Annotated in this window: 22 protein-coding genes, 1 tRNA gene and 1 other RNA gene; 6 read left to right on the forward strand and 18 right to left on the reverse strand. The window is 43.6% G+C overall.

Features of this window, described 5'->3' with window-relative positions:
* Window positions 1-15: 15 nt before the first annotated feature.
* From A7K50_RS12565 to A7K50_RS12595, 7 genes are all read right to left on the reverse strand, one after another.
* Window positions 16-267, reverse strand: coding sequence for a hypothetical protein (locus A7K50_RS12565; protein ID WP_015042869.1), 252 nt, complete (start codon window positions 265-267; stop codon window positions 16-18).
* Between the two features lie 13 nt (window positions 268-280).
* Window positions 281-1036 carry a 5'/3'-nucleotidase SurE gene (surE, locus tag A7K50_RS12570; RefSeq protein WP_020490816.1) on the reverse strand — a complete coding sequence of 252 codons (756 nt, stop codon included), beginning with the start codon at window positions 1034-1036 and terminating at the stop codon, window positions 281-283.
* Between the two features lie 249 nt (window positions 1037-1285).
* Complete coding sequence (folE, locus tag A7K50_RS12575; RefSeq protein ID WP_020490817.1) at window positions 1286-1858, reverse strand: GTP cyclohydrolase I FolE; 573 nt, start codon at window positions 1856-1858, stop codon at window positions 1286-1288.
* A 151-nt stretch (window positions 1859-2009) separates the two neighbouring features.
* Window positions 2010-3227, reverse strand: coding sequence for a cation:proton antiporter (locus A7K50_RS12580; protein WP_020490818.1), 1218 nt, complete (start codon window positions 3225-3227; stop codon window positions 2010-2012).
* The gene (locus A7K50_RS12585; RefSeq protein WP_020490819.1) at window positions 3227-3727 is read right to left on the reverse strand and encodes a cation:proton antiporter regulatory subunit; all 501 of its coding nucleotides are present in this window, start codon (window positions 3725-3727) and stop codon (window positions 3227-3229) included. The genes A7K50_RS12580 and A7K50_RS12585 overlap by 1 nt, the downstream gene beginning before the upstream one ends.
* 237 nt (window positions 3728-3964) lie before the next feature.
* A complete protein-coding gene (locus A7K50_RS12590) occupies window positions 3965-4738 on the reverse strand; it encodes a methyltransferase domain-containing protein (protein ID WP_119776604.1) in 774 nt (257 codons plus the stop codon).
* Window positions 4739-4825: 87 nt separating this feature from the next.
* The gene (locus tag A7K50_RS12595) at window positions 4826-5974 is read right to left on the reverse strand and encodes a tetratricopeptide repeat protein (RefSeq protein WP_119776726.1); all 1149 of its coding nucleotides are present in this window, start codon (window positions 5972-5974) and stop codon (window positions 4826-4828) included.
* 298 nt (window positions 5975-6272) lie between these two features.
* Between A7K50_RS12595 and A7K50_RS12600 the strand changes: the two genes are divergently transcribed.
* Complete coding sequence (locus A7K50_RS12600) at window positions 6273-7307, forward strand: phosphatidylserine/phosphatidylglycerophosphate/cardiolipin synthase family protein (protein WP_243103748.1); 1035 nt, start codon at window positions 6273-6275, stop codon at window positions 7305-7307.
* Between the two features lie 261 nt (window positions 7308-7568).
* Here A7K50_RS12600 and A7K50_RS12605 read toward each other — a convergent pair whose 3' ends face one another.
* The 4 genes from A7K50_RS12605 to panB form a co-directional block, all read right to left on the reverse strand.
* Window positions 7569-9641 carry an LTA synthase family protein gene (locus A7K50_RS12605; protein ID WP_243103749.1) on the reverse strand — a complete coding sequence of 691 codons (2073 nt, stop codon included), beginning with the start codon at window positions 9639-9641 and terminating at the stop codon, window positions 7569-7571.
* A gap of 53 nt (window positions 9642-9694) precedes the next feature.
* Window positions 9695-9876: non-coding RNA, 6S RNA (gene ssrS / locus A7K50_RS12610), on the reverse strand.
* Between the two features lie 61 nt (window positions 9877-9937).
* Window positions 9938-10372, reverse strand: coding sequence for a hypothetical protein (locus A7K50_RS12615; protein ID WP_119776607.1), 435 nt, complete (start codon window positions 10370-10372; stop codon window positions 9938-9940).
* Window positions 10373-10534: 162 nt separating this feature from the next.
* Window positions 10535-11359 (reverse strand): 3-methyl-2-oxobutanoate hydroxymethyltransferase, encoded by an 825-nt coding sequence (gene panB / locus A7K50_RS12620; protein WP_119776609.1) that lies wholly within the window; start codon window positions 11357-11359, stop codon window positions 10535-10537.
* 117 nt (window positions 11360-11476) lie between these two features.
* Here panB and A7K50_RS12625 point away from each other — a divergent pair, with 117 nt between their 5' ends.
* A complete protein-coding gene (locus tag A7K50_RS12625) occupies window positions 11477-11845 on the forward strand; it encodes a TIGR04086 family membrane protein (RefSeq protein ID WP_119776611.1) in 369 nt (122 codons plus the stop codon).
* A 180-nt stretch (window positions 11846-12025) separates the two neighbouring features.
* On the opposite strand, the gene A7K50_RS12630 is transcribed toward A7K50_RS12625, so the two are convergent.
* The 6 genes from A7K50_RS12630 to A7K50_RS12655 all read right to left on the reverse strand — a co-directional run bounded on the left by A7K50_RS12630 (window position 12026) and on the right by A7K50_RS12655 (window position 19564).
* Window positions 12026-14167 (reverse strand): cell division FtsA domain-containing protein, encoded by a 2142-nt coding sequence (locus A7K50_RS12630; protein ID WP_119776612.1) that lies wholly within the window; start codon window positions 14165-14167, stop codon window positions 12026-12028.
* 39 nt (window positions 14168-14206) lie between these two features.
* Window positions 14207-15175, reverse strand: a complete 969-nt coding sequence (pfkA, locus tag A7K50_RS12635; protein ID WP_119776614.1) for a 6-phosphofructokinase — start codon at window positions 15173-15175, stop codon at window positions 14207-14209.
* Complete coding sequence (locus tag A7K50_RS12640) at window positions 15162-16136, reverse strand: DnaA/Hda family protein (RefSeq protein WP_119776616.1); 975 nt, start codon at window positions 16134-16136, stop codon at window positions 15162-15164. Before A7K50_RS12640 ends, pfkA begins: the two co-directional genes overlap by 14 nt.
* A 172-nt stretch (window positions 16137-16308) precedes the next feature.
* A complete protein-coding gene (glnA, locus tag A7K50_RS12645) occupies window positions 16309-17637 on the reverse strand; it encodes a type I glutamate--ammonia ligase (protein ID WP_119776617.1) in 1329 nt (442 codons plus the stop codon).
* 30 nt (window positions 17638-17667) lie between these two features.
* On the reverse strand, window positions 17668-18195 hold the full coding sequence (locus A7K50_RS12650) for a hypothetical protein (protein WP_119776619.1): 528 nt from the start codon (window positions 18193-18195) through the stop codon (window positions 17668-17670).
* An 88-nt stretch (window positions 18196-18283) separates the two neighbouring features.
* Window positions 18284-19564, reverse strand: a complete 1281-nt coding sequence (locus A7K50_RS12655) for a tetratricopeptide repeat protein (RefSeq protein WP_119776621.1) — start codon at window positions 19562-19564, stop codon at window positions 18284-18286.
* Window positions 19565-19764: 200 nt separating this feature from the next.
* Here A7K50_RS12655 and A7K50_RS12660 point away from each other — a divergent pair, with 200 nt between their 5' ends.
* Both A7K50_RS12660 and pdaB read left to right on the forward strand, forming a co-directional pair.
* Window positions 19765-20016, forward strand: a complete 252-nt coding sequence (locus tag A7K50_RS12660; protein ID WP_020490833.1) for a hypothetical protein — start codon at window positions 19765-19767, stop codon at window positions 20014-20016.
* Window positions 20017-20159: 143 nt separating this feature from the next.
* Window positions 20160-20924, forward strand: coding sequence for a polysaccharide deacetylase family sporulation protein PdaB (pdaB, locus tag A7K50_RS12665; protein ID WP_119776622.1), 765 nt, complete (start codon window positions 20160-20162; stop codon window positions 20922-20924).
* Window positions 20925-21342: 418 nt separating this feature from the next.
* Here the strand turns inward: pdaB and A7K50_RS12670 are convergent, their stop codons facing one another.
* Window positions 21343-22200, reverse strand: coding sequence for a YitT family protein (locus A7K50_RS12670; protein ID WP_119776624.1), 858 nt, complete (start codon window positions 22198-22200; stop codon window positions 21343-21345).
* Window positions 22201-22319: 119 nt separating this feature from the next.
* On the opposite strand from A7K50_RS12670, the gene A7K50_RS12675 reads away from it, so the two are divergent.
* A tRNA-Arg gene (locus tag A7K50_RS12675) sits at window positions 22320-22395 on the forward strand.
* 128 nt (window positions 22396-22523) lie between these two features.
* Window positions 22524-23060, forward strand: a complete 537-nt coding sequence (locus tag A7K50_RS12680) for a spore coat protein (RefSeq protein ID WP_119776626.1) — start codon at window positions 22524-22526, stop codon at window positions 23058-23060.
* Window positions 23061-23072: the final 12 nt, after the last annotated feature.

Here is a 23072-nt window from a genome sequence, read left to right on the forward strand (position 1 = left end):
CCCAGCGTTATGCTTTCACCGCCAAAAATTTCGGATCTTGCTTCCCCACTGCCAATACGTCAGCAGGGCTACCACCAAAACAATCACAATAAGCAAGATCTTATAAATAAAATAAATTTTCACCACGGACAGCAGTGTAATAATGACAGCAAGAACAATCGGAATGATAAATAATTTTTTAAGATTATTCTTCCCACCTTTTTCTCGACTCAGCCAGAAAATAATAATAAACACAGCAAAATAAAAGAAGAAAATCCAAAAGCCCATACATTTCTCCTCCCTATAGTAAATTTTCCATGGTCTTTAACCGTTCATAATCGGTCAGGTCACAGTGTAAAGGCGTAACCGAAACATACCCTTCCTGAATTGCCCTAAGGTCAGTATCCTGTTCTTCTTCAAAAACGAGCGTTCCAGTGATCCAATAATACTCTCTGCCATAAGGAGATTTTCTGTTTTCGAACGCATTGTCATAAACAGACCTGCCTAGTTTCGTGACTTTTTTCCCCTTCCATTCCTCTCTGTCGCAGGGCGGCACATTAATATTGAGCAGGCCGCTCTGATACTGAAGTAAGGGGCTGTTCGTATCAATCAAGCGTTTGATGAGCAAAGCGCTTGGCATATAATCTTCGTAATCATAATTCGCAAGCGATACCGCTATGGAACGTATCCCTAACAGGGCGCCCTCCATTGCAGCTGCCACAGTACCAGAGTAGAATACATCCGAACCGAGATTCGGTCCGTGATTAATTCCGGATATGATTAAATCCGGCTTAGCAGGAAGAATATCCCCCTGTATCGCCAGTTTGACACAGTCTGTCGGTGTGCCGTTGACCGATATCCCAATATGATTGTCCGGCAAGGAATGATGGGTTACGAAGATTGGCTGAAACAAGGTGATAGATCGTCCAACAGCTGATCGTTGCCCTTCCGGAGCCACAACATAGATCTCATGCTGATGGTTCGCCGCCAAAACATCATACATGGTCCTGAGACCGGCAGCAAAATAACCATCATCATTTGTCAGCAGGATTTTCATGCAAACTAGCCTCCGTCATTTTGTCGCTTATTTCCAGACCAGCTAATTAATCAGACTAGTACAAAACATTAAAAAATTATATAAGCATTATACCCATTAGAAGGCCAATTTGCTACAAATACCGCATCAAGCACAGTAGCGCAGTTGTTTGTACCCGAGGGGCACAATCTGCCGAATAGCGGCATTGTAACATACCGACCAACCCAAAATAGGTATTAAATTATTCTAAAAATTATTCTTAGATTGGGACTAGCGTCTGCCCATAATTAATGAAAAGGCCTCTGCCCTAGTAGCAGCACTGGTTTCAAACATTCCTCTAACTGCTGATGTAACGGTCTGCGCGCCTGGTTTTTTAATTCCGCGTACGGTCATACACATATGCTCAGCTTCAATGACAACAATAACACCCCGCGGATTAAGCATATCATTCACAGTACCCGCAATCTGGCTCGTCAACCTTTCCTGTAACTGTGGCCTTCTGGCGTAGTCTTCGGCAACTCTGGCCAGCTTCGACAATCCTGTCACCTTGCCGTGTCTCGGTATATACGCAATGTGGGCCTGTCCAACAAAAGGAAGCAGGTGGTGCTCGCACATTGAATAAATCGGAATATCTCTAACCAGTACCATTTCCTCATGTTTTTCTGAAAACAATACAGACAGGTTCTTGCTCGGATCTTCATGAAGTCCGGCAAAAGCTTCCTCATAAAATCTGGCAACTCTTTTAGGAGTATCCTTAAGTCCTTCTCTTTCCGGATTCTCTCCAATTGCTTCCAAAATATCCCTTACAGCTCGTTCTATTTTTGCATGATCTATAGCCATCATGATCGCCTCCTATAATGGTGTAAATTAGCGGAATATTTTATAAATAGGTCAACTTGAATTGTATCATTTATTTTCGATTTGACCAAATTATTTTTGTACTATTTTTTCAGATACGCAATTTTAACCGACATTATTATCAAATTTTACTTTTCTAAAGTTTCAACCTGCGTTTTTCAGGCAGCTCCGGCCATTTAAGGATCGGTCCAATTAATTTATATACCAGACTGGATTCCTTGGTCAGTATGGGGCCCAATATAGCGAGAATGAGCACATACAAGGCAGAAAACGGTTGCAGGACTCCTAGTAAGCCTCCTGATAGGGCCAGTGTGGCAAGTATAATTGAAAATTCACCACGTGACAGGATCGTTAAGCCAATCCTGAGCGAAGCGCGATGCGACAACCGGGCTCTTCTTCCGGCTATAAACCCAGCAACCGTATTGCCAAGAAGCGTCAGCAGCACTGCACCAAGAACCGGCCAAACAGCGCCCCCCAGCGCGAAAGGATCGATGCTCAGACCAAAACTGAAAAAGAATAATGCACCAAAAAAATCACGAAAAGGAACAATAATATGTTCAATCCGCTCGCGATGCTCCGTCTCCGCCAGTACCAGTCCGAGCAGCATTGCTCCGATGGCCTCGGCAATATTCAGGGTTTCGGAAATCCCCGCAATCAACGTCACCGCCGCAAAAGTCACCAGTAAAAATGTCTCATCCGAAGGAATATTTAGCCGGCGGTTCAGCCATGGAACGAGCTTATGGCCCAAAAACAAAAATGCCCCGATAAATCCAAGTGCAACAGCTGCTGTAAGCAGGACTGTAACAGTCGAAGTTGAACCGGAAAGAACCAAACCAGAGACAACAGATAAATAGATTGCTACAAACACATCCTGAAACATCATCAGCCCTAGGATAATTTCTGTCTCATCGTTCGCAGCTCGTTTTAACTCAACAATGACTTTGGCCACAATAGCGCTTGACGAAATTGTCATCATCCCTGCTACGACCAGGATCTCTTTAACGGGCCAGCCTAAAAGCAATGGGTACAACAGCGCAACAGAAAAGTTGATGAGCATGTAGATGAGGCCGCTGCGTAGAATCGACGATCCCGATGCCATCAGCTGTTTGATCGAAAATTCTAATCCGAGAGAGAAAAGTAAAAATAAAACACCCATCTTTCCCATAAAGTCAATTAGTGCGGCTGACTGAATGAACCTGAAATCAAATACTCCGATATGAGGAGCTTGGGGTCCAACAACCATCCCCGCAATAATCAGAATAGGCACAATGGAGATCCGCAATTTACCGGCTATCATCCCTGCTAAGGCCGACAAGGCCAGAGCGAGACCAACTTCCAGTACCAAATGCTCCATTAATGAACACTCCCGTGAAACAGAAGCGCTTTTGCAGCTTTCACCTGTTCTTTTTCTCCTAGGATGACAATCGTTGCACCTTCCTGAAGAACGATGTCGGGATTGGGATTAATCGTTTTATTTTGGTCTTTTTTCACCATCGCAATAATCGTCCCGCCAGTCCGCTTCCGGACCTGCATCTCACCGATTGATTTACCAATCGCATAAGCCCCCGTTTCAATCCTGTACCATTCAAGTACCATATCCCCGATGGCTACCTCAACGGTATCCAGATCTTTGGGGCGATAGGCCATTCCGCCCAGAATAGAGGCAATGCAACGTGATTCTTCATCGTCAAGTGTTACCATTGAGATCGATTCGTTCGGATCCTCGAGGTAATAGTGATACATTTCCCGGCGCCCGTCATCATGAACGATCACAACCAGCTTATCTCCAGACCGGGTGTCCAGCTGATACTTTTTACCAATCCCCGGCAAGTCTTTTTCCTTGACTAATTTCATGCTAAAAAGCCCCCTTTTACTTTAAATTAACTTTAACAAATCTACGGATATAAGTAAAGAAAACGACAGAACGGAACAAAATTGATATTCCCTAATCAGACTATGCCTACTCAGCTAATTACGGCACAAAAAATAAGAGACGTAGCTTAAGTCTCGATACGTCCCGCTATCATCCGCATATTTTGACTATGCGACTTTTTCTGCTTATTTCTCCAAATTAATGTCAATGCTAATCGATTACCGTGTTGCTGTAAAAAATACGCGGTCAAAGGTAAATAAAATTTTACCGTCTTTGGAGCCGGAATAATACTTCATGATTTCCAACATCAGATCACTCTCAAATTCTTTTTGCATTTTGTCTTCATGAAGACAATCCAGGTAGGGTCTCAACCCGGTACTTCGATACAAATCCAGGATATCATCATAACTGTTCATCAAATGATAATACCTGGTTTCCCATAATTCGATTTCCGGTGTTAATTCACAGAGGACATCATAATAATATTCAGGAGTATGGACCTTATAAGGAATCGCAATGTGATCAAAATAACCGGACCACTTCGCAGAGCCTACCAGGTCTAAAAGCAACTGATGAATCAGCATTTCATTGACAAACGGAACTTGGACGGCTAATATGCCGCGGGGTTCCAGCATTGCAAACAGTCTGGAGATAAGAAGGTCATTATCAGGAATCCATTGGAAGACCGCATTGGAAAATATGAGATCGAACTGGCCCAAATCGGAAATGTCCTGTCCAGCATCCCGTAATAACCAACGCACTAACGGGTTTGTGGTTTTGGCAATTTCAAGCATGGCATGTGAATTATCAATGGCTGTGATCGCCGCATTCTTCCATCTTTCTGCTAAAACACGGGTGCTATTACCCGGACCGCAGCCCACATCCAGGATGTTTTCAGGCTTTTCAAGCTTAATACGGCTGACTAAATCACGTGACGGTTTGGATCTTTCTTTCTCAAATTTTAAATAGGCCTCTGGATTCCAGTCTGCCATGGTAATGCCTCCCAAAAACGTTTCTTTGATTGTACCAGAAAACAGATGATAATTAAACCTCTTTGGGAAGTCTAGTACTCAGCCAACCTAAATGGCTTTTTTAACCGTTAAACCAAAAGATTTATTGTAACAGTCGACTGCCACCTTCGTGTTGGACATTTCTTCATACGTATTCCCAAGCAGGATCCAGGCCGCGCTATTTTTGCTGTCCATGGAAACCAGCCGTTCCAGGATAATTTTGGCGTCGTCCCACAGCCCTTTTTCGGTCATGCAGACACTTAAATTATAGAGCACCGTTTTATCTTCCGGATCAATTTTCAGGGCATTCTGGTAATAATCAATTGCTTTGCGCGTTCTTCCGAGCTGAAAACAGATAAAGCCTAAATTATTCAGCAGCAAGATGTCATTATTCTTCAGTGTATAGGCTTTTCTGAGTAATCGGTAAGCCTGGTCATCCTGCTGAAGCTCGTGGTAAATGCCAGCCAGATTGCATAGAGCATCAAGATCATCCGGGTCATGTTTTAATACTTTCTGGAACAACTTCCGGGCTTTGCTCTGTTGGCCTGTCCGCGCATAGCAGTAGGCCAGCCTGGACATCAGGCTGAAATGCCCCCCATATTTAATCGCTTTATAGAAAGATTCAACCGCATCCTCGGTCTGATTCATTTTCAGCTGCATTTCCGCTTTCATTTCCCAGAATTCCGGCTGATACGGCTTCACTTTACAACAGCCGCTGAAACAGTTTAAGGCTTCCCTGTACTGGCCCTGGAACTGATAGATGCTGCCAAGTCGAAAAAGGATATTAGCATCTCCAGGTGAGGAACGAAGAGACTTATCCAGACAATTAATAGCTTCCTGCCATTCCCCAAGTTCGAGATAACAATCCGTCTGCAGATTCCAGTATGTACTGTTTACTTCCATCTGAAGCGCATTTTCGAGATGGATCAAAGCATCATTAACGAATCCCTGTCCATGGCAGCAGCGGGCCAGTAAAAAATGCACTTCGGCAAGCTGTCCGGGCTCTTCGCAATAGATGATTGCTGCTTCCAAATAGGCCTGAGCTTCCTTGAAAACCTTATGATCAATCAGTGTTTTCACCTCTGTCAGATACAGGGCACCGGAGATATTTTCTGTGTTTAAGACTCTAAACAGGATTTCTAGAGCCTGCTGTTCTTCCCCCATAAAAAGCAGCCAATTAATCTGCAGTTTTGTCTTGAGACGCAAGCTATTTTCCATATCAACACCCCTAAACATAAAATCAGACTCGTGCCAGATCAACCCTAAATCTCCTGTCGGCAGATTTCTTGTAATTCAGCGTTGTCTTGCGGCTCCCTGCGGTTGACGAGGTACTAAATAGTTATTCTTCTCTCTCCCATAATTTACCTTTTGGTTAGTTGGAAAACCGCTCATCAAATAGCCTTTCAATTAGATATTTTTCCAATTGGAATTATTTTTTTCGTTATTTATTTCTAAAAATATGTATAATAAGATAAGAGTTGCCAAAGCTCAATTTATTGGTAAAGAGGCTGATATTTTGTCCAAAACAAAAGTACCCTTCCTAATCATCCTCATGATCGTCCTGATAGCAATACCGACGATGTCCGGATGCAGTAAAATATTCTCGTTTTCCGCTGATGAAGAATCCAATCCAGTATCAAACTTGCCAGCTGGTGCGATTTATATAAACGGAGCTGCGATCCGTCCGCTGACTTTGAATGTAATCAATCAGGCTAAACAATCCATTTATATTGAGCTGTCCAGTCTGAATGATCAGGAAATCATTCATTTGCTGATTACCAAAGCGCGTTCGGGCATCGAAGTTAGACTGCTGCTCGACCAATGGCAGAGAGATAATACCTCAACCATTAAAACACTCAAAAATGAAAACATATCGGTCCAGTACTATCCTGCTGAAAAAGGACAGTTCCAGAGAGTACGCTATATGGTTATTGATCATAAAACAGCTGTTTTTTACGGAAGTGACTGGACCACCAAAGGTTTCGATGCGCACAGCATGGCTGTTAAACTATCCGGAGACTCTGTTGGTGTCATGGACAAATCCTTCGGCAAAGACTGGACCTATACGACGACAATGTCTCTTGATTTACCGGATACTTATGATTTGCCGGAAGACAATGTTACCTTTGCTATTACGGTCAACGTCAAACAGCAGCTTCTTAATTTAATCAACGCTGCTACATCTGAGATCCGGATTGAAACTGAACAATTGAGCGAAAGTGATACGATCGATGCTCTGGTAGAGGCAAAAAAAAGAGGCTGTAACGTTAAAGTGATCGTCAGCCTTTCCAGTGCGATTACCTCGCCCGATGCCATCCAGGAATTAAAGGATGCCCAGATTGAATTGCGCTATTATAATCAACCTGACAAAAAAACAATGGGAGCAAATTTCGGTATTTTTGACCAGACAACGTTGTTTGTTTCCAATTCTGCCTGGACGTATTATTCTTTTGTCATCAATCACGAAGGTTCTTTAACGGTTCCTTCTCCTGCTGTTGCAAAAAAAGTTACAGCGCTATTTGATGAAGAATGGGCTAATAGTACACCTTAATCAGTATTTCTCGTTCCCTATCCTTCTATAAAACCATATGTAGGGCAAGTCTGCGTGCCACAGTTCCAGCGTCAAGCGGAGCAAGGAGGGGAAGTGCGGCCTTTTGACGGCCACCGATGGCCTAATGTCGCGATGCCAAGGATGGCAAGGAGCGGCGTGTCAAGGATGACACAACGGCCGAAAGCGGAATTGTGGTATGCAGACAGGCCGCAAATACTTTAGTCTGACTATTAACTTATTTAAAATACGCTGTACTTATACTTATTTGGCATCGATGGAGGCACCTTCCGTACACGAGAATGAATACGTATTTGATTCCGAAATAACATTACCGAGGCTGTCGATCATCTTTAGAAGAAGGTTGACAGGCTCAGTCTCATTCTGGATTGATTTCGGCATGGTGGCTGTTAAGACAGTATTACTTACATACTTCGTTTTAACCAGGTTATCATCAATATAAATTTGATAATCCGGCAGGAAGTTTTCCCCTTGAACCTGAATCACATTTTCACTCAGACGAAGAACCTTTTTGATCTTGGGAAAACGCTCTCCAAGCAGGTACAAAGCATTCTGAACCGGTTTATCCTGTGGTTTAAGCTCATAGACATACGCATTGCCAATCAGGGAATCATATTGCAACATTTCATAGTCCGCGGATTCTGCTTCGGTGATTTTTTCATTCTTCTGATAATGCGCGGCGGCCATCACATTCGACCCTTTTTCATATAAGGAATAAAGGAAATCCATCAGGGTATTTCCTTCTTTTTTGCTTTTTTCCAGAATATAAGGCCCCAAGAAGCTCGAAGAAATGCGGATATTTTTATCTTTCTGGGTAGAGAAATTGTCCCAGATAACAAATGGCACCGTATATTTGTTTAAATAATCGCTGTAACTTCCTCCGTCCTGAAAAAAGTCAGCTTCTTGGTACACTTCAGAACTATTGCCGAGCAAAGGTAAATGGTCTCCATAAAAAACAACAATCGTTGGTTCATCAATCTTCTTTAGGCCTTCAATCAATGCTTTCAGGGACTGATCAACGTCAGAGATCGTATTGACGTAATTCTCCAGTAGTATTTTACTTTTGGCTGAAAAGTTGCCCTGAACCTGAATCGTATTTCCGGCATTAGGTTTTTCCGCATAAGGTCCATGAGCCTCCATAGAAATCGCATAGATAAAATCGGGTTTATCATTCTGTCCGAGCTGCTGCAGAATCTTCTTCGTGAGCTCGGTATCGCGGATGTAAGTCCCTTTCTTCTCCGGATCAGCAAAAAATTCCTTGCTGATAAATTTGTCAAATCCCATCTCTTCGAAAACAATATTGCGACGGTAGAACCAGTTATGGTAGGTATGAATCGCCGTAGCCTCATAACCTTGCCTTTTATAGATCGCGGGCAGCGCATCCATTTCCCTGGTTGCGTATTGGACATATGGAATGATCCCTGCGGGGAGAAACTGGCAGGAATATCCTGTCAAGACTTCAAACTCCGTATTTACCGTTCCTCCAGCAAAGACAGGTGCGAGCATCGTTCCGCCTGAATAATTTTTTTGCAGATAATGAAAATACGGAATTGGATCTTCGCTGAAGCTTACTTCTTTCATCAGCATCGGATCCCAGAAAGCCTCACTTTGTACAAAAATAACATTTGGGGTAAAATCCGGATCAACCGTGTAATCAGTTTTGGTCTGAGCAATGATCTTTTCAATTTCTTCTTTTTGATAAGAAGCCGGAGCATCATCCGAATAGGCTTTATAATTCAGCATAAAGCCGATAATCAAGCCATTTTCTTCGTAATTGGACTGCTGGCTCCAGTTTACAAGCCGGCAGTTGAAAGTCTTTTGCATAGAAGTATGGGCAACTAGATTAAATAGCAAGAGAAAAGACAGTACCGCAATAGGGACTTTTTGAGCCGAAAGGTACTTTTCCGTTGGTATGTAACGAATGATCAGGATGATCGAAACGATAAGTAAGATCACGAGTCCCAACATAAAAGCGATTGGCAGATCCTGAAAGCTCTGGGAAATGTTCGCAGCTTCCTTTCCAAGGTTTAAATCCCAGGGCAGCAAAGGCTCTCCTCGTAGGAGTAGTTTTTCCCTACTGACCAGTGCGATAAAGGAAAGGCCGGTTAGAATGACTGCTGCCATGGACAGGTATAAACGCCGGGGCAAAAGATAAAAAGCATTAATCAGTCCAAACAGCATAGCATACGTGGCAACAAATTGATTCGGTTCGCATACTGCCCAGATTAATGTATGGACAAAACTCCCGCGGGAGACCGTCTCAAACAATATTAAAACCATTAACGGAATCATAGCCAGAAACTTAGAATTAGACACTTTTTCCTCCATAAAATTCCTCATAAATTTTAAAGAGGATATCCGTTGGACATCCTCTTCCCGCTTTGCCGTTAGACATCTGGTTTTCTGACCCTGCACATGCAGGTGGGTACCTAGACAGATCTTTCCATCTTCTTTTTTGTAAAGTATGATGTACACAACCTGCCACTACTCAGTTCCCGGAAAAAAAATAGGATCAAAACCATGATAGTCCATACAAACAGAGCAGCATCATAGATATTATATCACCAGGGTGAAGAAAAATCCTCTAGAAACAACTGGAAAACCAATATGTTTTAGCGATGCACTCTATCTTCCAAATCAGCAAGTCTGTCCAAAATCACAGAGATAGTCATTTCCTGGGTACGTACCCTCTGCCGCAGCTGTTCGATGAGACTGGACATATTCTTAATTTGATGGAGTGTCCCAGGATTAGCCGTTCCATCATCCACTAAAGTAAGTATTTTTGTTTTACGGGAGGGATCTTTGGAATTAGAATCCGATTTATTTAAATACCTAATCTTACCGTATCGGGTGTTTCTTCCTTGGCTGATTTCAATAACCTTATCGTCTTCCAGCACTTTTAGTGCTTTCTTTAGGGTAATGCTTGCTACGCCTGTTTCACGCTGTATTTCGGAATAAGCAATTTCAAACTGGTCTTCATCATGTTTCTTGGACACTTTCTCAAAGAATTCCAAAAACTTATTGTACGTCTTATCCTTCAGTTTCAATGTTATTCATCCTTCCAAGCAAAATAAAACAACGAAATAGTTTATTGTATTATATCATAAATTAATGATTAATTTCACTTAAATTGTAAAAAATTATATATTTTTTAAGTATAATATAAAGACCGCATAAACTATTTCAAAAATTTAATAATTCTTCTTCCGTTACGTCAGCTTGTTTAAGACGTCTTCTTTCATGGAAAAAGAATATATGTCGGAAGGAAAAGCCGCATCTTTGACCTCCGCGCAATATTTTTGCACAGCGTCAACGATCAGAGGCTCGATCATTTCGTATCGTTTGACAAAGGTCGGCACAGTCTTATCTGAAACGCCAATCATATCATGAATAACCAGGACCTGGCCATCACATTGATTCCCGGCACCTATGCCAATGGTCGGCACGGATATTGACTGTGTGATCTTTGCTGCGAGCTGCGCCGGTATTGCTTCCAGGACCAGCATAAAAACACCGGCTTGAGCCAGAATTCCGGCATCACGCAAAAGTTTGGAAGCGCTGTGTATTTCTGTTCCTTGGACTTTATATCCACCCAATAGGCCGGCCGTTTGAGGCGTTAAACCAATGTGGCCAACAACAGGAATCCCGGCTTTGGTCAAAAAACTGATAATTTCGCGGTATTCCTCCCCGCCCTCGAGTTTAACAGCGTCGGCTCCACCCTCCTGCATCAGCCTTCCGGCATTGCGCAACGCATCTTTAGGCCTCGCATAAGTCAGATAAGGCATATCCACAATCATAAAAGTATTCGGAGCACCCCGCCGGACAGCTTTGGCATGATGCAGCATATCCTCCATCGTTACCGGAACTGTTGAGTCGTATCCTAATACGACCATCCCAAGCGAATCACCCACAAGAATCACATCGACACCGGCTTTTTCCATGATTTGTGCCGTCGGAAAATCATAGGCCGTCAGCATTGTAATCTTGTTCTCCTGTTCGCTCATCTTTTTAAAATCTGGAATCATTTTTTTCATTGTGATCGCCTTCTCCCTAAACCTTTTTTATTTCAATCTTTGTCTTAACTTTTAAGTCATAAGTTATATGGGCCAAGCATATGGTGTACAGAAATTGGAGAAAAAGGAGGCTGCCGTATGTCAAAACCGTTTCAGCTGTCATTAGTCACCAAAGGTATAGCGCTGTCCATCATCATCTCATTTCTGCTCACCGTTGTTTTGAGTCTGGTCTACTTCTTTACTTCGGTGCAGGAATCTGTTCTTTACTCGCTGCTCACTGCCGGAATTGGCGTATTCATCGCCAGTTTTTACATTGCGTATCAATCCGGAGCAAGAGGACTTCTGTACGGGCTGGCTATCGGAATCGGTTTTTTTGTGGTTACCATATTGATCTATTACATTTTCTATACAGGTAATCCTTCTTGGAAAATACTGCTCGAGAAAGTCCTGATTAGTCCCATATCGGGTGCGATCGGTGGCAGTATCGGAGTCTTGACGAGGAAATGATGTGATCTATGGTACGTTAAACCGCTCTCCTAAACTGTTCACCCTCCAGAACACGCTATTGAGTGAAAAAATGGGACAAGTACGGCTGTTTCCCACTATACTATTTGGTGTATACTCCTTAACCCTTTCCACCTAGGCCCTTGGCCTATTGCCCCCAGCTGGGGGTTTTTCTTTTTTATTTTATTTGGCGAGCGCAAATTTATTGATCCAGTTGACGACAATTCGGTCTCCCTGATTCAGTTCGGTCGTAAAATGAGCTTCACTGCCATTGACCTGCATTTCTAGTTTTCCGCCCGAAATTGAGTTTTCAGCAAGATTTATATACGGAAATAGTTCCGACAAAATGGGCTTGCGCGAAAAACCTTCCACTCTAATTTCCATACCGTCTTCGATAGGCTCATCTTCTTGTATGACCCTTCCTTTGAAGTAGATCTTTGCTTCAAACGGCGGTAAACTGAACGCTTCTCCGTTAACCGTAAAAATCATTGGTTCGGCTTCTAGCGCCAGATCCTTGATTAATATTTTTTTCTCAAGAATATCGACACGATCGCTATTATTAATAATACAGTCTTTGGTTACAGGGTAATCATTAACGATAATCTCCAGATCCGACACCAGTTCTCGGAGCTGGTTGTTGACTCTAATTCTCTTTTTGTTAATTTTATTGATATTAATGCCTTTTATGGCTAGTAAATCATAGAGCGTTTCATTCTTTTTTACGAGCAGGCTGCAGCCATCCTCAAGCCAGTCTTCTTCGTCAGCCGGTTTATTGTTCAGATAGATGAACGGCTTGAATTCCTCTTCCTTGCCATTCCAGACAATCCTCTTTGCTGCAGACCGGAAAATGATATCTTTGACCTGCGCTTTGGCACCTTCTCCTGAATGACCCGGCATAAAGGTAACCACGTCACCTTGATTAAGCCTCTGGTCTAGCTTGGCTGGCTGGTCATTGACTGTAATCATCGCGGGACTTCCCAACTCTCCTTTGATGACCTGAATCTCTCCGTTTAGCTTATAGATCAGCGCCGATCCAGGACGCCCGAAAAACGTTTTTGGCTGAACACCTGCCGCCAGAAGTCCTTCCGCTACCGTAGCAAGCTGTAGTTCAAACAACGGAATATTCGTATTGTTCACATTAACTGCATAATAATGGAGACCTTTATTATCCAGCGCCGAGATCGCAATTCCAATCGGCGTAATGACATCCGAACCAAATAAATTTTCTTCCTGACCGGAGACCTCGGACAGTCTTTCCCGAACCTGAATGCCGATTCTGCCTCGGGAAAGATTAATCACCTTGGACAGAATATCTCCCATCAATGGGGTAAGACTACCTCCCCCAACCATGATCACGGCCTGGGGTGAACAGCTGTTATTCAGCAGCAGGATTTCTCCGCCGATCCTTTCGGCAATCACCTGAACGGTCGGTTTAATGACATCCAGAACTTCCTGACGTGTGACAGAGGACCTGACTCCGAAGAAATTGACGATGTTAATCAGGCTGTTTGGATTTGGATCGTTCCCGTTCAGCTGCTTTTTAATCCTTTCGCCTTCCTGAAAATCGACCAAATAATTGGAACAGATTGCTTCTGTGACCTCATCACCGGCCATTGGCACCATACCATAGGCAAAGAAGGTACCTTCCTTGGTTAATGCTATATCTGCAGTCCCTGCCCCCATATCCACGAGGGCCAGATTCAGTCTTCTCATATCTCCGGGAATTGCAGCCAGTCCAGCGGCAATTGGTTCTAGCGTCAAACTGGCCATCTCAAGCCCCGCCCTTGCTAAAACTGCAATAAGACCATCGACAACCGTCCTCGGTAAAAATGAAGAAATAACTGTGATTTCTGCTTTTTTCCCTCTTTGCCCGACCAAAGTAGTAATCTGCTGATCTTCGAGCAGCTGCTTCACCGTACTGTATCCGACACAGTAGAATAGGATATTGTCTGTCTCTTCAGCTGAGATTTTCTTCATGGCCTTCTGGACAGCTTCCATTTCCATGGCCAAGACTTCTTCCTGTTCCCAGTGTATCGGCAGAACTTCCTCTCTCGAGACCGTCGCCATTTCGGTGCAAAGCGCCCTGCCTGCTGCTGCCACAGCCACTTTTGTCAATTTGCGGTTTAATTTATGCTCAAGTTCATTCTTTACAAATGACACGGCTTTAGCAACTTCGTTCACATCGTGAACCTGTCCGTCATACATCGCTCTTTGCGTATGTTCGGTCCGCGCACTGGCTATGACTTCATATCCCAATTCACTCTTTTGCGCTACAAGTCCAATAACGACCCTAGTGCCGATATCAAGGGCAAAAACAGTCTTCACTTCTCTTCCCACCTCGCAAAGTTATATATTTGTATGTTGTTAAATAGCCAGCTCGTTAGCTAGCTCATAGAGTTTACGGTTAAACATTTTCTTTTCGTTAAAAGCAAGCTCCAACGGCCTGTCCACAATTTCATTTTGAAAATGAGAAATCATAACCTCAGATTTTCCCTCTATCAGTGCCTCAATGGCTTTGCCACCCATCATTGCTCCGAGTAAAGAATCAGATGCCGAGGGCGCTCCTCCTCGTTGAATGTGACCAAGAATCGTCACTCGGTTTTCCAATCCAGAATATTGCTTCAGCGCTGAAGCAATTTCACGAATATCGCCTGCTCCTTCAGCACAAATAATAATACTATGATTTTTTCCTCTCCGATATCCCCGCAGCAGTTTCTCACTGATTTCCTGAAGATCAAAAGGGATTTCGGGCGTCAGGATTGATTCCGCTCCGATCGCGAGTCCTGAGTGGAGGGCAATGTCCCCGCAATTTCTGCCCATGACTTCGACTAGAAAAGTTCGTTCATGGGACGAAGCGGTATCTCTTAATTTGCTTACGGCCTCAACAACAGTGTTAACCGCCGTGTCAAAGCCAATCGTTGAATCTGTACCGGCAATGTCATTATCGATCGTACCCGGCACGCCAATGACTTTAATACCCAATTCGGCAAGTTTTTTTGCTCCGCGGTAAGAACCGTCTCCGCCGATGACCACGAGCGCTTCGATTCCTTTGGCCTTCAGCTGGTCTGCCGCCAGACGCTGGCCTTCAGCCGTAAACATTTCTTCACATCTGGCAGTTTTCAGGACCGTTCCGCCACGATGCACAATATCTGCAACCGAGCCAAGCTCCATTTCTTTTATTTCACCGCGCAGAAGCCCATCATAACCATGAAAAACCCCGTATACCCGAAGATCATGGTAAATGCCCTTGCGAACAACCGCCCGTATGGCGGTGTTCATTCCGGGAGCATCTCCTCCGCTGGTTAAAACTGCAACCTTGCTATCCGTGCCCATAAGATCTCTCCTTTTCAGCATTATACAGTTTTTTACATAAAGTTTCAAACAACACCTTTTTACTCTCCCGTATCTTTTCGGACTGGTTTGTCAGACTTCCGGTGTTTTTTCGAAAGTAGGACGCAATATCGCGATAGGAATACTGAAATATCTCATGCAGCAGGAGATACACCATCTGCCTTGCTTCCACAATCTCCCCTTTTTTCGTGCTACCCAGGACTTTGTTTTTTTCCAGACCGCAGCATTCACAAACGATAGAAACGACGAGATCAGCCTGTTCTCCGATGCCGGGAAGGTGAAATAATTTTTCGGACTGAGGCACGCGGATTTTCTCATCTGCAAAGTTTGCCGGCTGAATGTCTTTTTTCAACTGTTCAGCAATTTTTATAGCCTGCTTCATATTTTTAATTTCGGAAAGAAGTGCCGGCAGGCAGGGCCGGATCTCCTGAAACAAGTCCCCGGTCAGACGATACGCGATGAAATGCTCGAGCTCTTCAGCTGCCGGATCCTTTAAATAAAGGAAAAACCCGCTTTTAAGCCTTGATGCAAACCGCTGATTTAAAAAGTCAAAGTTGAGTGTACTGCCTTGATATGTAATGACCGTCTTTCCACCTTGCGCCAGAATGGTATCTACGGTATGGAACAGTTCTTCAAGTGTTTTCTTTTTTCCTTGCAGCACATTAATATTATCCAACAGGAAAAGGTCATTGGAACGCATAGAACCGCGAAAGCCGTTAAGACTGCCGCTTTGGGCCGCAAATGCAAATTTCTTCGAGAATTTATCCGCATCAATCAGGACAGTCTTCACCTTTTGTGGTTCCATTTTTTGCAGGATACAATTCAATAGCTGAGTCTTGCCCAATCCTTCCTGACCGGCAATTATCGTAACCGGGGGCGCCTTTTGTACTTCATAATTCTCTATATATTGAAAAGCTAATTGATTGAATTGGCTGATAAACACTGTTTAGAATACCCCCTGCGCAGATAACTTACTCACTGTATTTTTCATGTTAATGTTTGTCCTAACATAATTCGAGAACACGGTCCTAGGGAAGAACAAGGGTTAAGGAATATACCCCTAACCCTTGTCTAGATTGACAATTTCAGCCATCTATCATTACGCGTGCTTTGGCCTAATATATTTCCAGATATCTCTCAATTTCCCATTTATGCACGGCGATGCGGAAGCTGTCATATTCTTCGGTCTTTGCTGCAACAAATCGGGAATAGATGTGCTCACCGAGGGCATCTTTGATGACTTCATCATTGCTTAATAGCGTTAAAGCCTCTTTGAGGTCTCCGGGAAGTGAGTCAATCCCCATCTCTTTTCTTTGCCTGTCATCCATGGCAAAAATATTCAAATCAACGGCTTCGGGCGGGTTAAGTTTCCGTTTGATCCCATCCAGTCCGGCCTTAATCTGGACCGCTAAAGCCAGATAAGGATTGCAGGAAGGATCCGGGCTTCTTAACTCAATACGGGTTGAAGAACCCCTCTTGGCCGGAATACGTATCAGCGGACTCCGGTTGCGGCCCGACCAGGCAATATAGCAAGGTGCTTCATAGCCCGGAACGAGCCTTTTGTACGAATTGACCGTAGGATTGGTGATCGCCGTAAAAGCCTTGGCATGTTCCATAATACCGGCAATATAATGATACGCTTCGCTCGAAAGGTTCATTGGTCCTTCCAGATCATAGAAAAGGTTTTTGCCATTTTTGAATAAAGACTGGTTGACATGCATTCCGGAACCATTGATTCCAAAGATCGGTTTCGGCATAAATGTCGCATGCAGTCCGTGCCGTTGGGCAATCGTCCGGACGACAAATCTGAAGGTGACCATTTTATCAGCCATTTCCAAGGCATCGGCATATTTGAAGTCAATCTCATGCTGTCCGGGAGCAACTTCATGATGGGAGGCTTCAATTTCAAAATTCATCTGCTCCAGCGCCAGAACCATATCTCTTCTGGCACTCTCCCCTAGATCAACCGGTGTCATGTCAAAATAACCTGCTTTATCATGGGTAATCAGGGTCGGTCTGCCCTCCGTGTCGACATGGAACAGGAAAAATTCCAGCTCTGGTCCTATGTAGCATTTGAAACCCATTTCTGAGGCTTCTGCCAGTACTTTTTTTAGTGTATTGCGCGGACAACCGTTGAATGGCGTCCCGTCAGGATTATAAACATCACAGATGAGTCTCGCTACCCCGCCTTCAGCAGGCCTCCACGGGAAGACGACAAATGTGTCGGGGTCGGGCCTCAGGTACATGTCCGACTCCTCAATACGCACAAAGCCTTCAATAGAAGAACCGTCAAACATCATTTCTCCGTCCAGGGCTTTCTCAAGTTGTTCTACCGGAATAGAGACATTCTTTAATACTCCGAAAATATCGGTAAACTGGAGTCTCATGAATTTTACGCCTTTTTCATACGCCTCTCGTAAGACATCTTCTTTCGTATAATTCAAACCTTAGCACTCTCCAATTCTTTAAATTTTTTATTCTAGTACTAAATACTTTTCCAATGCTGGGTGAATATATAACAGCTGACGGCTTTCCGTAACCGCAGAAAACCTTTGAATATCCTTCGCGTCAAATTGCTGGGAAAAGAACAGTTTAATCGTCGTCCTTTCGTCGTTTGTCCGCAATTCCACCTTATCAGGATAAAATAAGTAATTATACAGTTCATCGCGCCAGCTAAGCTGTAAATTTCCAGTGGAGATTTTGATAATTCCGAACTTTTCCACATGGATGTCCCCTATTCCTGAAAAGCCCTGGGTAATATTCTCAGCTTCAACTGCCATCTGACCGGACTTAAATTTCAGGGACAGGATATGCTCAAGAATAAACCTGGCCGGAACGGAGATTTCCTCTATCATCATCGCATACGCTTTGATCTCATCCTCCCACTGGCGAATTTTTTCGGCATAAGCTGATTTGATCTCCGTTAAATTTTGGGCTTCTTTTTCTAAAAGAAAATAAATCCGTTCAAAGCTTTCAAGCAGAACCTGATCATTATGATTCAAGGAACATCTCCACCTTATTTTGGCTTATAACCTATTCTAACCTATTCCCAATTTTTTTCACAGTCCTTTTGAAAGTATAATTTTTGTTTTACCGATAAGGCCGAGAGGTTTTTTTCTCATATCTGATGGTTTGGGACAAATCTTGAATCAGCAGCTCAATTTCTTTAGTTTCATCCTGCAGGGACCTGGCGCACACCAGTGCGATCCAACCGCAGCGCAGCGCTTCCATATTTTTGCCTTTTTTCATCAAAAGATTAGCAAGCTTTAACATCGCTTCTCCTTTTGGCAGTTCCGGCTCATCATAAAACCTTTTGCCGAGCAGTTTGTACAGATTCTCCTGAAACAAAGTATCCTCGTAGCGGACAAGATATGTTAATTCCTCACTGATTTCGCCGATCTTGGAGCTGTCACCAAAGAACTGAAAGTACTTTAGGGCTTCTAGATATTGTTTTTTTGCCTCCGAATAATCCTGTTTCTTAATCAACAGGATGGCCAGACTGTAATAGCGCACAGCAAAGCCGAATTCGCTTCCTTGATGGTATTGAAGGGACAACTCAAGACTGCTGATTGCTTCATCCAGTAGTTTCGAACATTGGAGAAGATTACTTAACATGAAATAACTTTCACTGATTTCAGGATCACGGCCGTTTTTCAAATACAGCGCGACAACTCTCTGTTGTAAAAGCAGGGCTTCCGGCAGCCTATTTTTTTCAAAGTACAAGAAGGCGATATATTGCAGCGCATTAGCCAGTGAAACCTGTTCGCCTAACATGGCGTAGATCTTGGCGGCATAGTAAAATTTCCCCTGCGCAGCAATTTTCTGCGCCTGACTGTAATAGATTTCTCCCAAACAGAGGCTGATATCTGCCTCCCCATTTAGATAACCGTGTTCCCGGCAGAGATTTTCGGCATGCAGAAAAGACTCTCCTGCAGCCTGCCACTCTTTTATTTTTGTATAAACCTGGCCCAGATCAGAGTACAAGGCCGCCAAACGCAGGGGTGATGCTTCTCTCGGATAGTCCCTGATAGCCTGCTTATATAAATAAATGGCTTTGGCATTCTTCCCCTGGTTGAAATAAACGCTGGCTAGTCCGGCCCTGGCTTCAGCAATCCCTTTATTGTTATTCAGCTGTTTGCAGCAGGCCAGTGCCCTTCGAAATCCAGCCTCGGCTTCATCTAATTTGTTATTTTTCACCTGAACCGTTGCGAGCAAACGCTGAGAAAAAGCAACGATTATCGGCAGTTCCAGCGCTTCAGCCTTAAGAAGGCTTATCTGCAGATTTTTTTCAGCTTCTTCAGTTTTTCCGTCACCCAAGCATTTGATTCCATTCTCAAGATACTTCCTCCATATTTCCAGTGTGGTATCCATGGTATCCCTCCCGAATTTTCTTTATAATATACGAATTTTCTTTACAATATCTGAATTTTCTTCATAATATATGAGTTCGAGCAACTTCATTTGGTCTATAATATGCTATACTAAATCTAACGGAGCAAACCAGTGCAATGAATGTTTTTGCTCTTATCATTGAAAACAATGAAGTAAATTATCCTGCAGGAGGGATTGTAATGAGCACCAAAGACCCATCTTCACAAAATATTCTATGGATCATAGCTAAAATTCTGATTTTTATACTCTGCATTTATCTAGCCTACCTGATTTTAAAACCGCTGCTCGCCATCATCTTGAGTATCGGCTTTTGGATCATCAAGGTTGCTGTAGTCATTTTTATTTCTTTATTGGTATTGCACCTTCTCCTCAGAATCATTTTTAAGATTGATCTGTTGGAAATCATTTTTGGGGTCCGCTGGCCCAAGTAATACCACCGCGATGCATGGCGGACAATATTGGCTATCTGAACTTTAAATGCTGAATGGAGGCATCTTTATCGACGCTTCCATTTTTATATTTATCATGATTTACGCCCCCCCGGAATAAGCATGGTTCTAAGGGGGGATAAACAATGAACGTCTTTGTGGTGAACAGGAAAAAGTTGGCGGTGGGGATCGTGATGCTGATGCTAATTGCGGTTTTGGCCGTAAACAAAGAGCAAGCTATATCCGTTATTACCGGAAATTTAAAGCCGATTTACTCCGTCAAGACCGAAACGAAGCAGGTTGCGCTTACTTTTGATATCAGCTGGGGCGAAGAAAATGTGCAGCCGATTTTGGATATCCTAAAAAAAGAAAATATCAAGGCCACTTTCTTTCTTTCATCTCCATGGGCTGAAATAAAATCAGAGTTAGTCAAGCAAATTGCCGCAGACGGCCACGAAATTGGCTCCCACGGGCGGCGTCATGTTGATTTAAACACCATGACAGCTGATATTCTCATGAAAGAGCTCGATACTTCCAAAGAAGTCCTGGAACGTTTAAGCGGCCAAAAAATTACTCTGCTGCGCGCTCCGAACGGGGCTTATGACAACCAGGTCATCTCGGTTGCAAACAAGAGAGGCTACAAAGTCATCCAATGGAGTGTAGACTCCCTGGACTGGAAAAGGCCCGGAGCCGACGCAATCATCAATTATGTGATGAACGGACGCTCCAAAAATAAAGGAGCCTCCCCCGGCGACATTATCCTCTTCCACGCTTCTGATTCCGCGCCGGATACGCCCGAGGCACTCCCCACTGTTTTGAAAATGCTCAAAGAGAAGAACTATGAAATTGTGACGGTCGGCAAGCTGCTTAGCAATGCCCAGGAGAGCTGGCCGCCTGGTTCGAGCCTGTAATGAGCACTTGTATCGCGTTCTCAATTTACTCACTAATTCTGTCGACATAACCCCCTTTATATTAAAAGGCTATTATGCCAGGGCTAGTCTGCGTGCAATAATGTAGCCCATTATTTGAGCGGGCTATTTTAAGAACGTTTTACTAGAATAACGATCCGAAATTGATGCTAGCTCCAAAAGACACTTCCATGACTCCAGACTAGGTCTCCGTAATGGATGGCCGGCGCCAAGCGGAGCATGGATTGCGCAGCGCGACTTTTTGACGGCCACGGATGGCCTAATGTCGCGATGCCATGGATGGCAAGGAGCGACGTGCCACGGATGGCACAACAGCCGAAAGCGGCCATCCATTATGGAGACTAACCCGAGTAAACTAATATCTACCTTTATTCGAAAACGGGATGTACGAATCGATCTATTAATGCCCTTTCCAACTTTGGAACCCTTCGCCAACGACTTCGGAAACATCGCCGATGGCCACAAAAGCATCCGGGTCATATTTGTGGACGATTTCTTTGACCTGGGTCAACTGTGCTCTATTTACGATACTGTAGACCACTCTCTTTTGAAAGCGCGAATAAGCCCCTTCAGCTTGAAGATACGTTACGCCTCTGCCGACGAGATGGATAATATCCTCAGCAATCTTGTCCGGCTTTTCTGTGACGACCATAACACTTTTGGAATAATCCAACCCAACCTGGACGAGATCTATCACTTTGGTAGCGATAAACATATAAATCATCGCATACATGGCCATTTCCGGGCTAAAGATCAGTGCAGCTCCGATAAAGACAACCGCGTCGAGAATTAAGATGATCTGTCCGACACTAAATTGGATTCTTTTATTCAACACGATCGCCAGGATATCGGTACCGCCTAATGAACCGCGACAGCGAAAGATGATGCCCATTCCGATACCGGATACGACGCCCCCGAAAATAGAGGCCAACAGCGTATCTGTTGTTATCGGAGACAAAACATCTGTAAACTTCAGCGCAGCAGATAATGTCCCCACACCAAGTATACTCCAATAAAACAATTGTCTGCCGACTGACTTGTAACCGAGAATGAATAATGGAATATTCAGAAGTGCCACCAGAATACTAATATTCCATTGAAACAGGTAATGCAACAGAATCGCGATTCCGGTTACTCCGCCGTCAGCAATTTGGTTAGGCAGGATCAATGTATTAATGCTGACAGCTACAATCACTGTACCTATAATGATTCCAAAAAATCTTTTGAAAAAATGCCATGGTATTTTTTTTAGGTTCATGTTTTACCTCAAATTAAGCTAGTCATCCAAGCTCTCTCCGACAATTTGTACCAAGCTTTCTTTAACATTATTCTTGACAAAAAGAATTCTATTTAGTAAAGTAATGTAGCGGTTTTATTGCGCTCGTAGCTCAGGGGATAGAGTGACGGTTTCCGAGGCCGGAGGTCGCAGGTTCAAATCCTGCCGGGCGCACCATTAGAAAACAAACATTGCAAGTGTTGCAGTGTTTGTTTAGTATCATATACTTTTCCCGGCATTTATTGTTTTCAAGCATAAAAACAGATAAATCGTTAAACCTACTATATAAAAAGGAGGATTTAACGATGAATATTCTGGAAAAAGCGACCGCCAAGAGCCATTCCATTGTTCAAAATATGATGGATCACGAACCTGCTAATTATATTGAGGCAGGTTTGCAGTATCAGATTGTTTTGATGGGGCGTTTTCAAGCCTCAGTTATTACTATTCTGTATAATCATGCTAAAGATCCTGAACTCAGAATACTGCTTAAAGATGCACTGGATGCATTGGTAGAAAGAACTGTCAAAATGAGTGAGGATTTTTTACAATCCGAGGATGTCACGCTGCCAACCATACAGTTTCCCGAACGGTCCCTGGAAGAATACCAGGACATACCAGACCGCTTACACTTCAGTGATATGGAAATTGCGCTGCTGCTGCTGGAAATGAGCGCTTCCAGCCAAATGGCCTTATTGACAGCCATCAATCAAAGCTATCACCTGGAAATTGGGAATCGTCTCCGCAAGGAACTAAACATTGGATTTGATTGGGCTTACCAGTTGGAGCAGCTGATGCTCCAAAGAAACTGGCTTCCCAAAATTGCAAAAATCGTTCATTAACACGCAACGTAA

Source organism: Dehalobacter sp. MCB1 (assembly GCF_003590275.1).
Taxonomy (GTDB): Bacteria; Bacillota; Desulfitobacteriia; order Desulfitobacteriales; family Syntrophobotulaceae; genus Dehalobacter.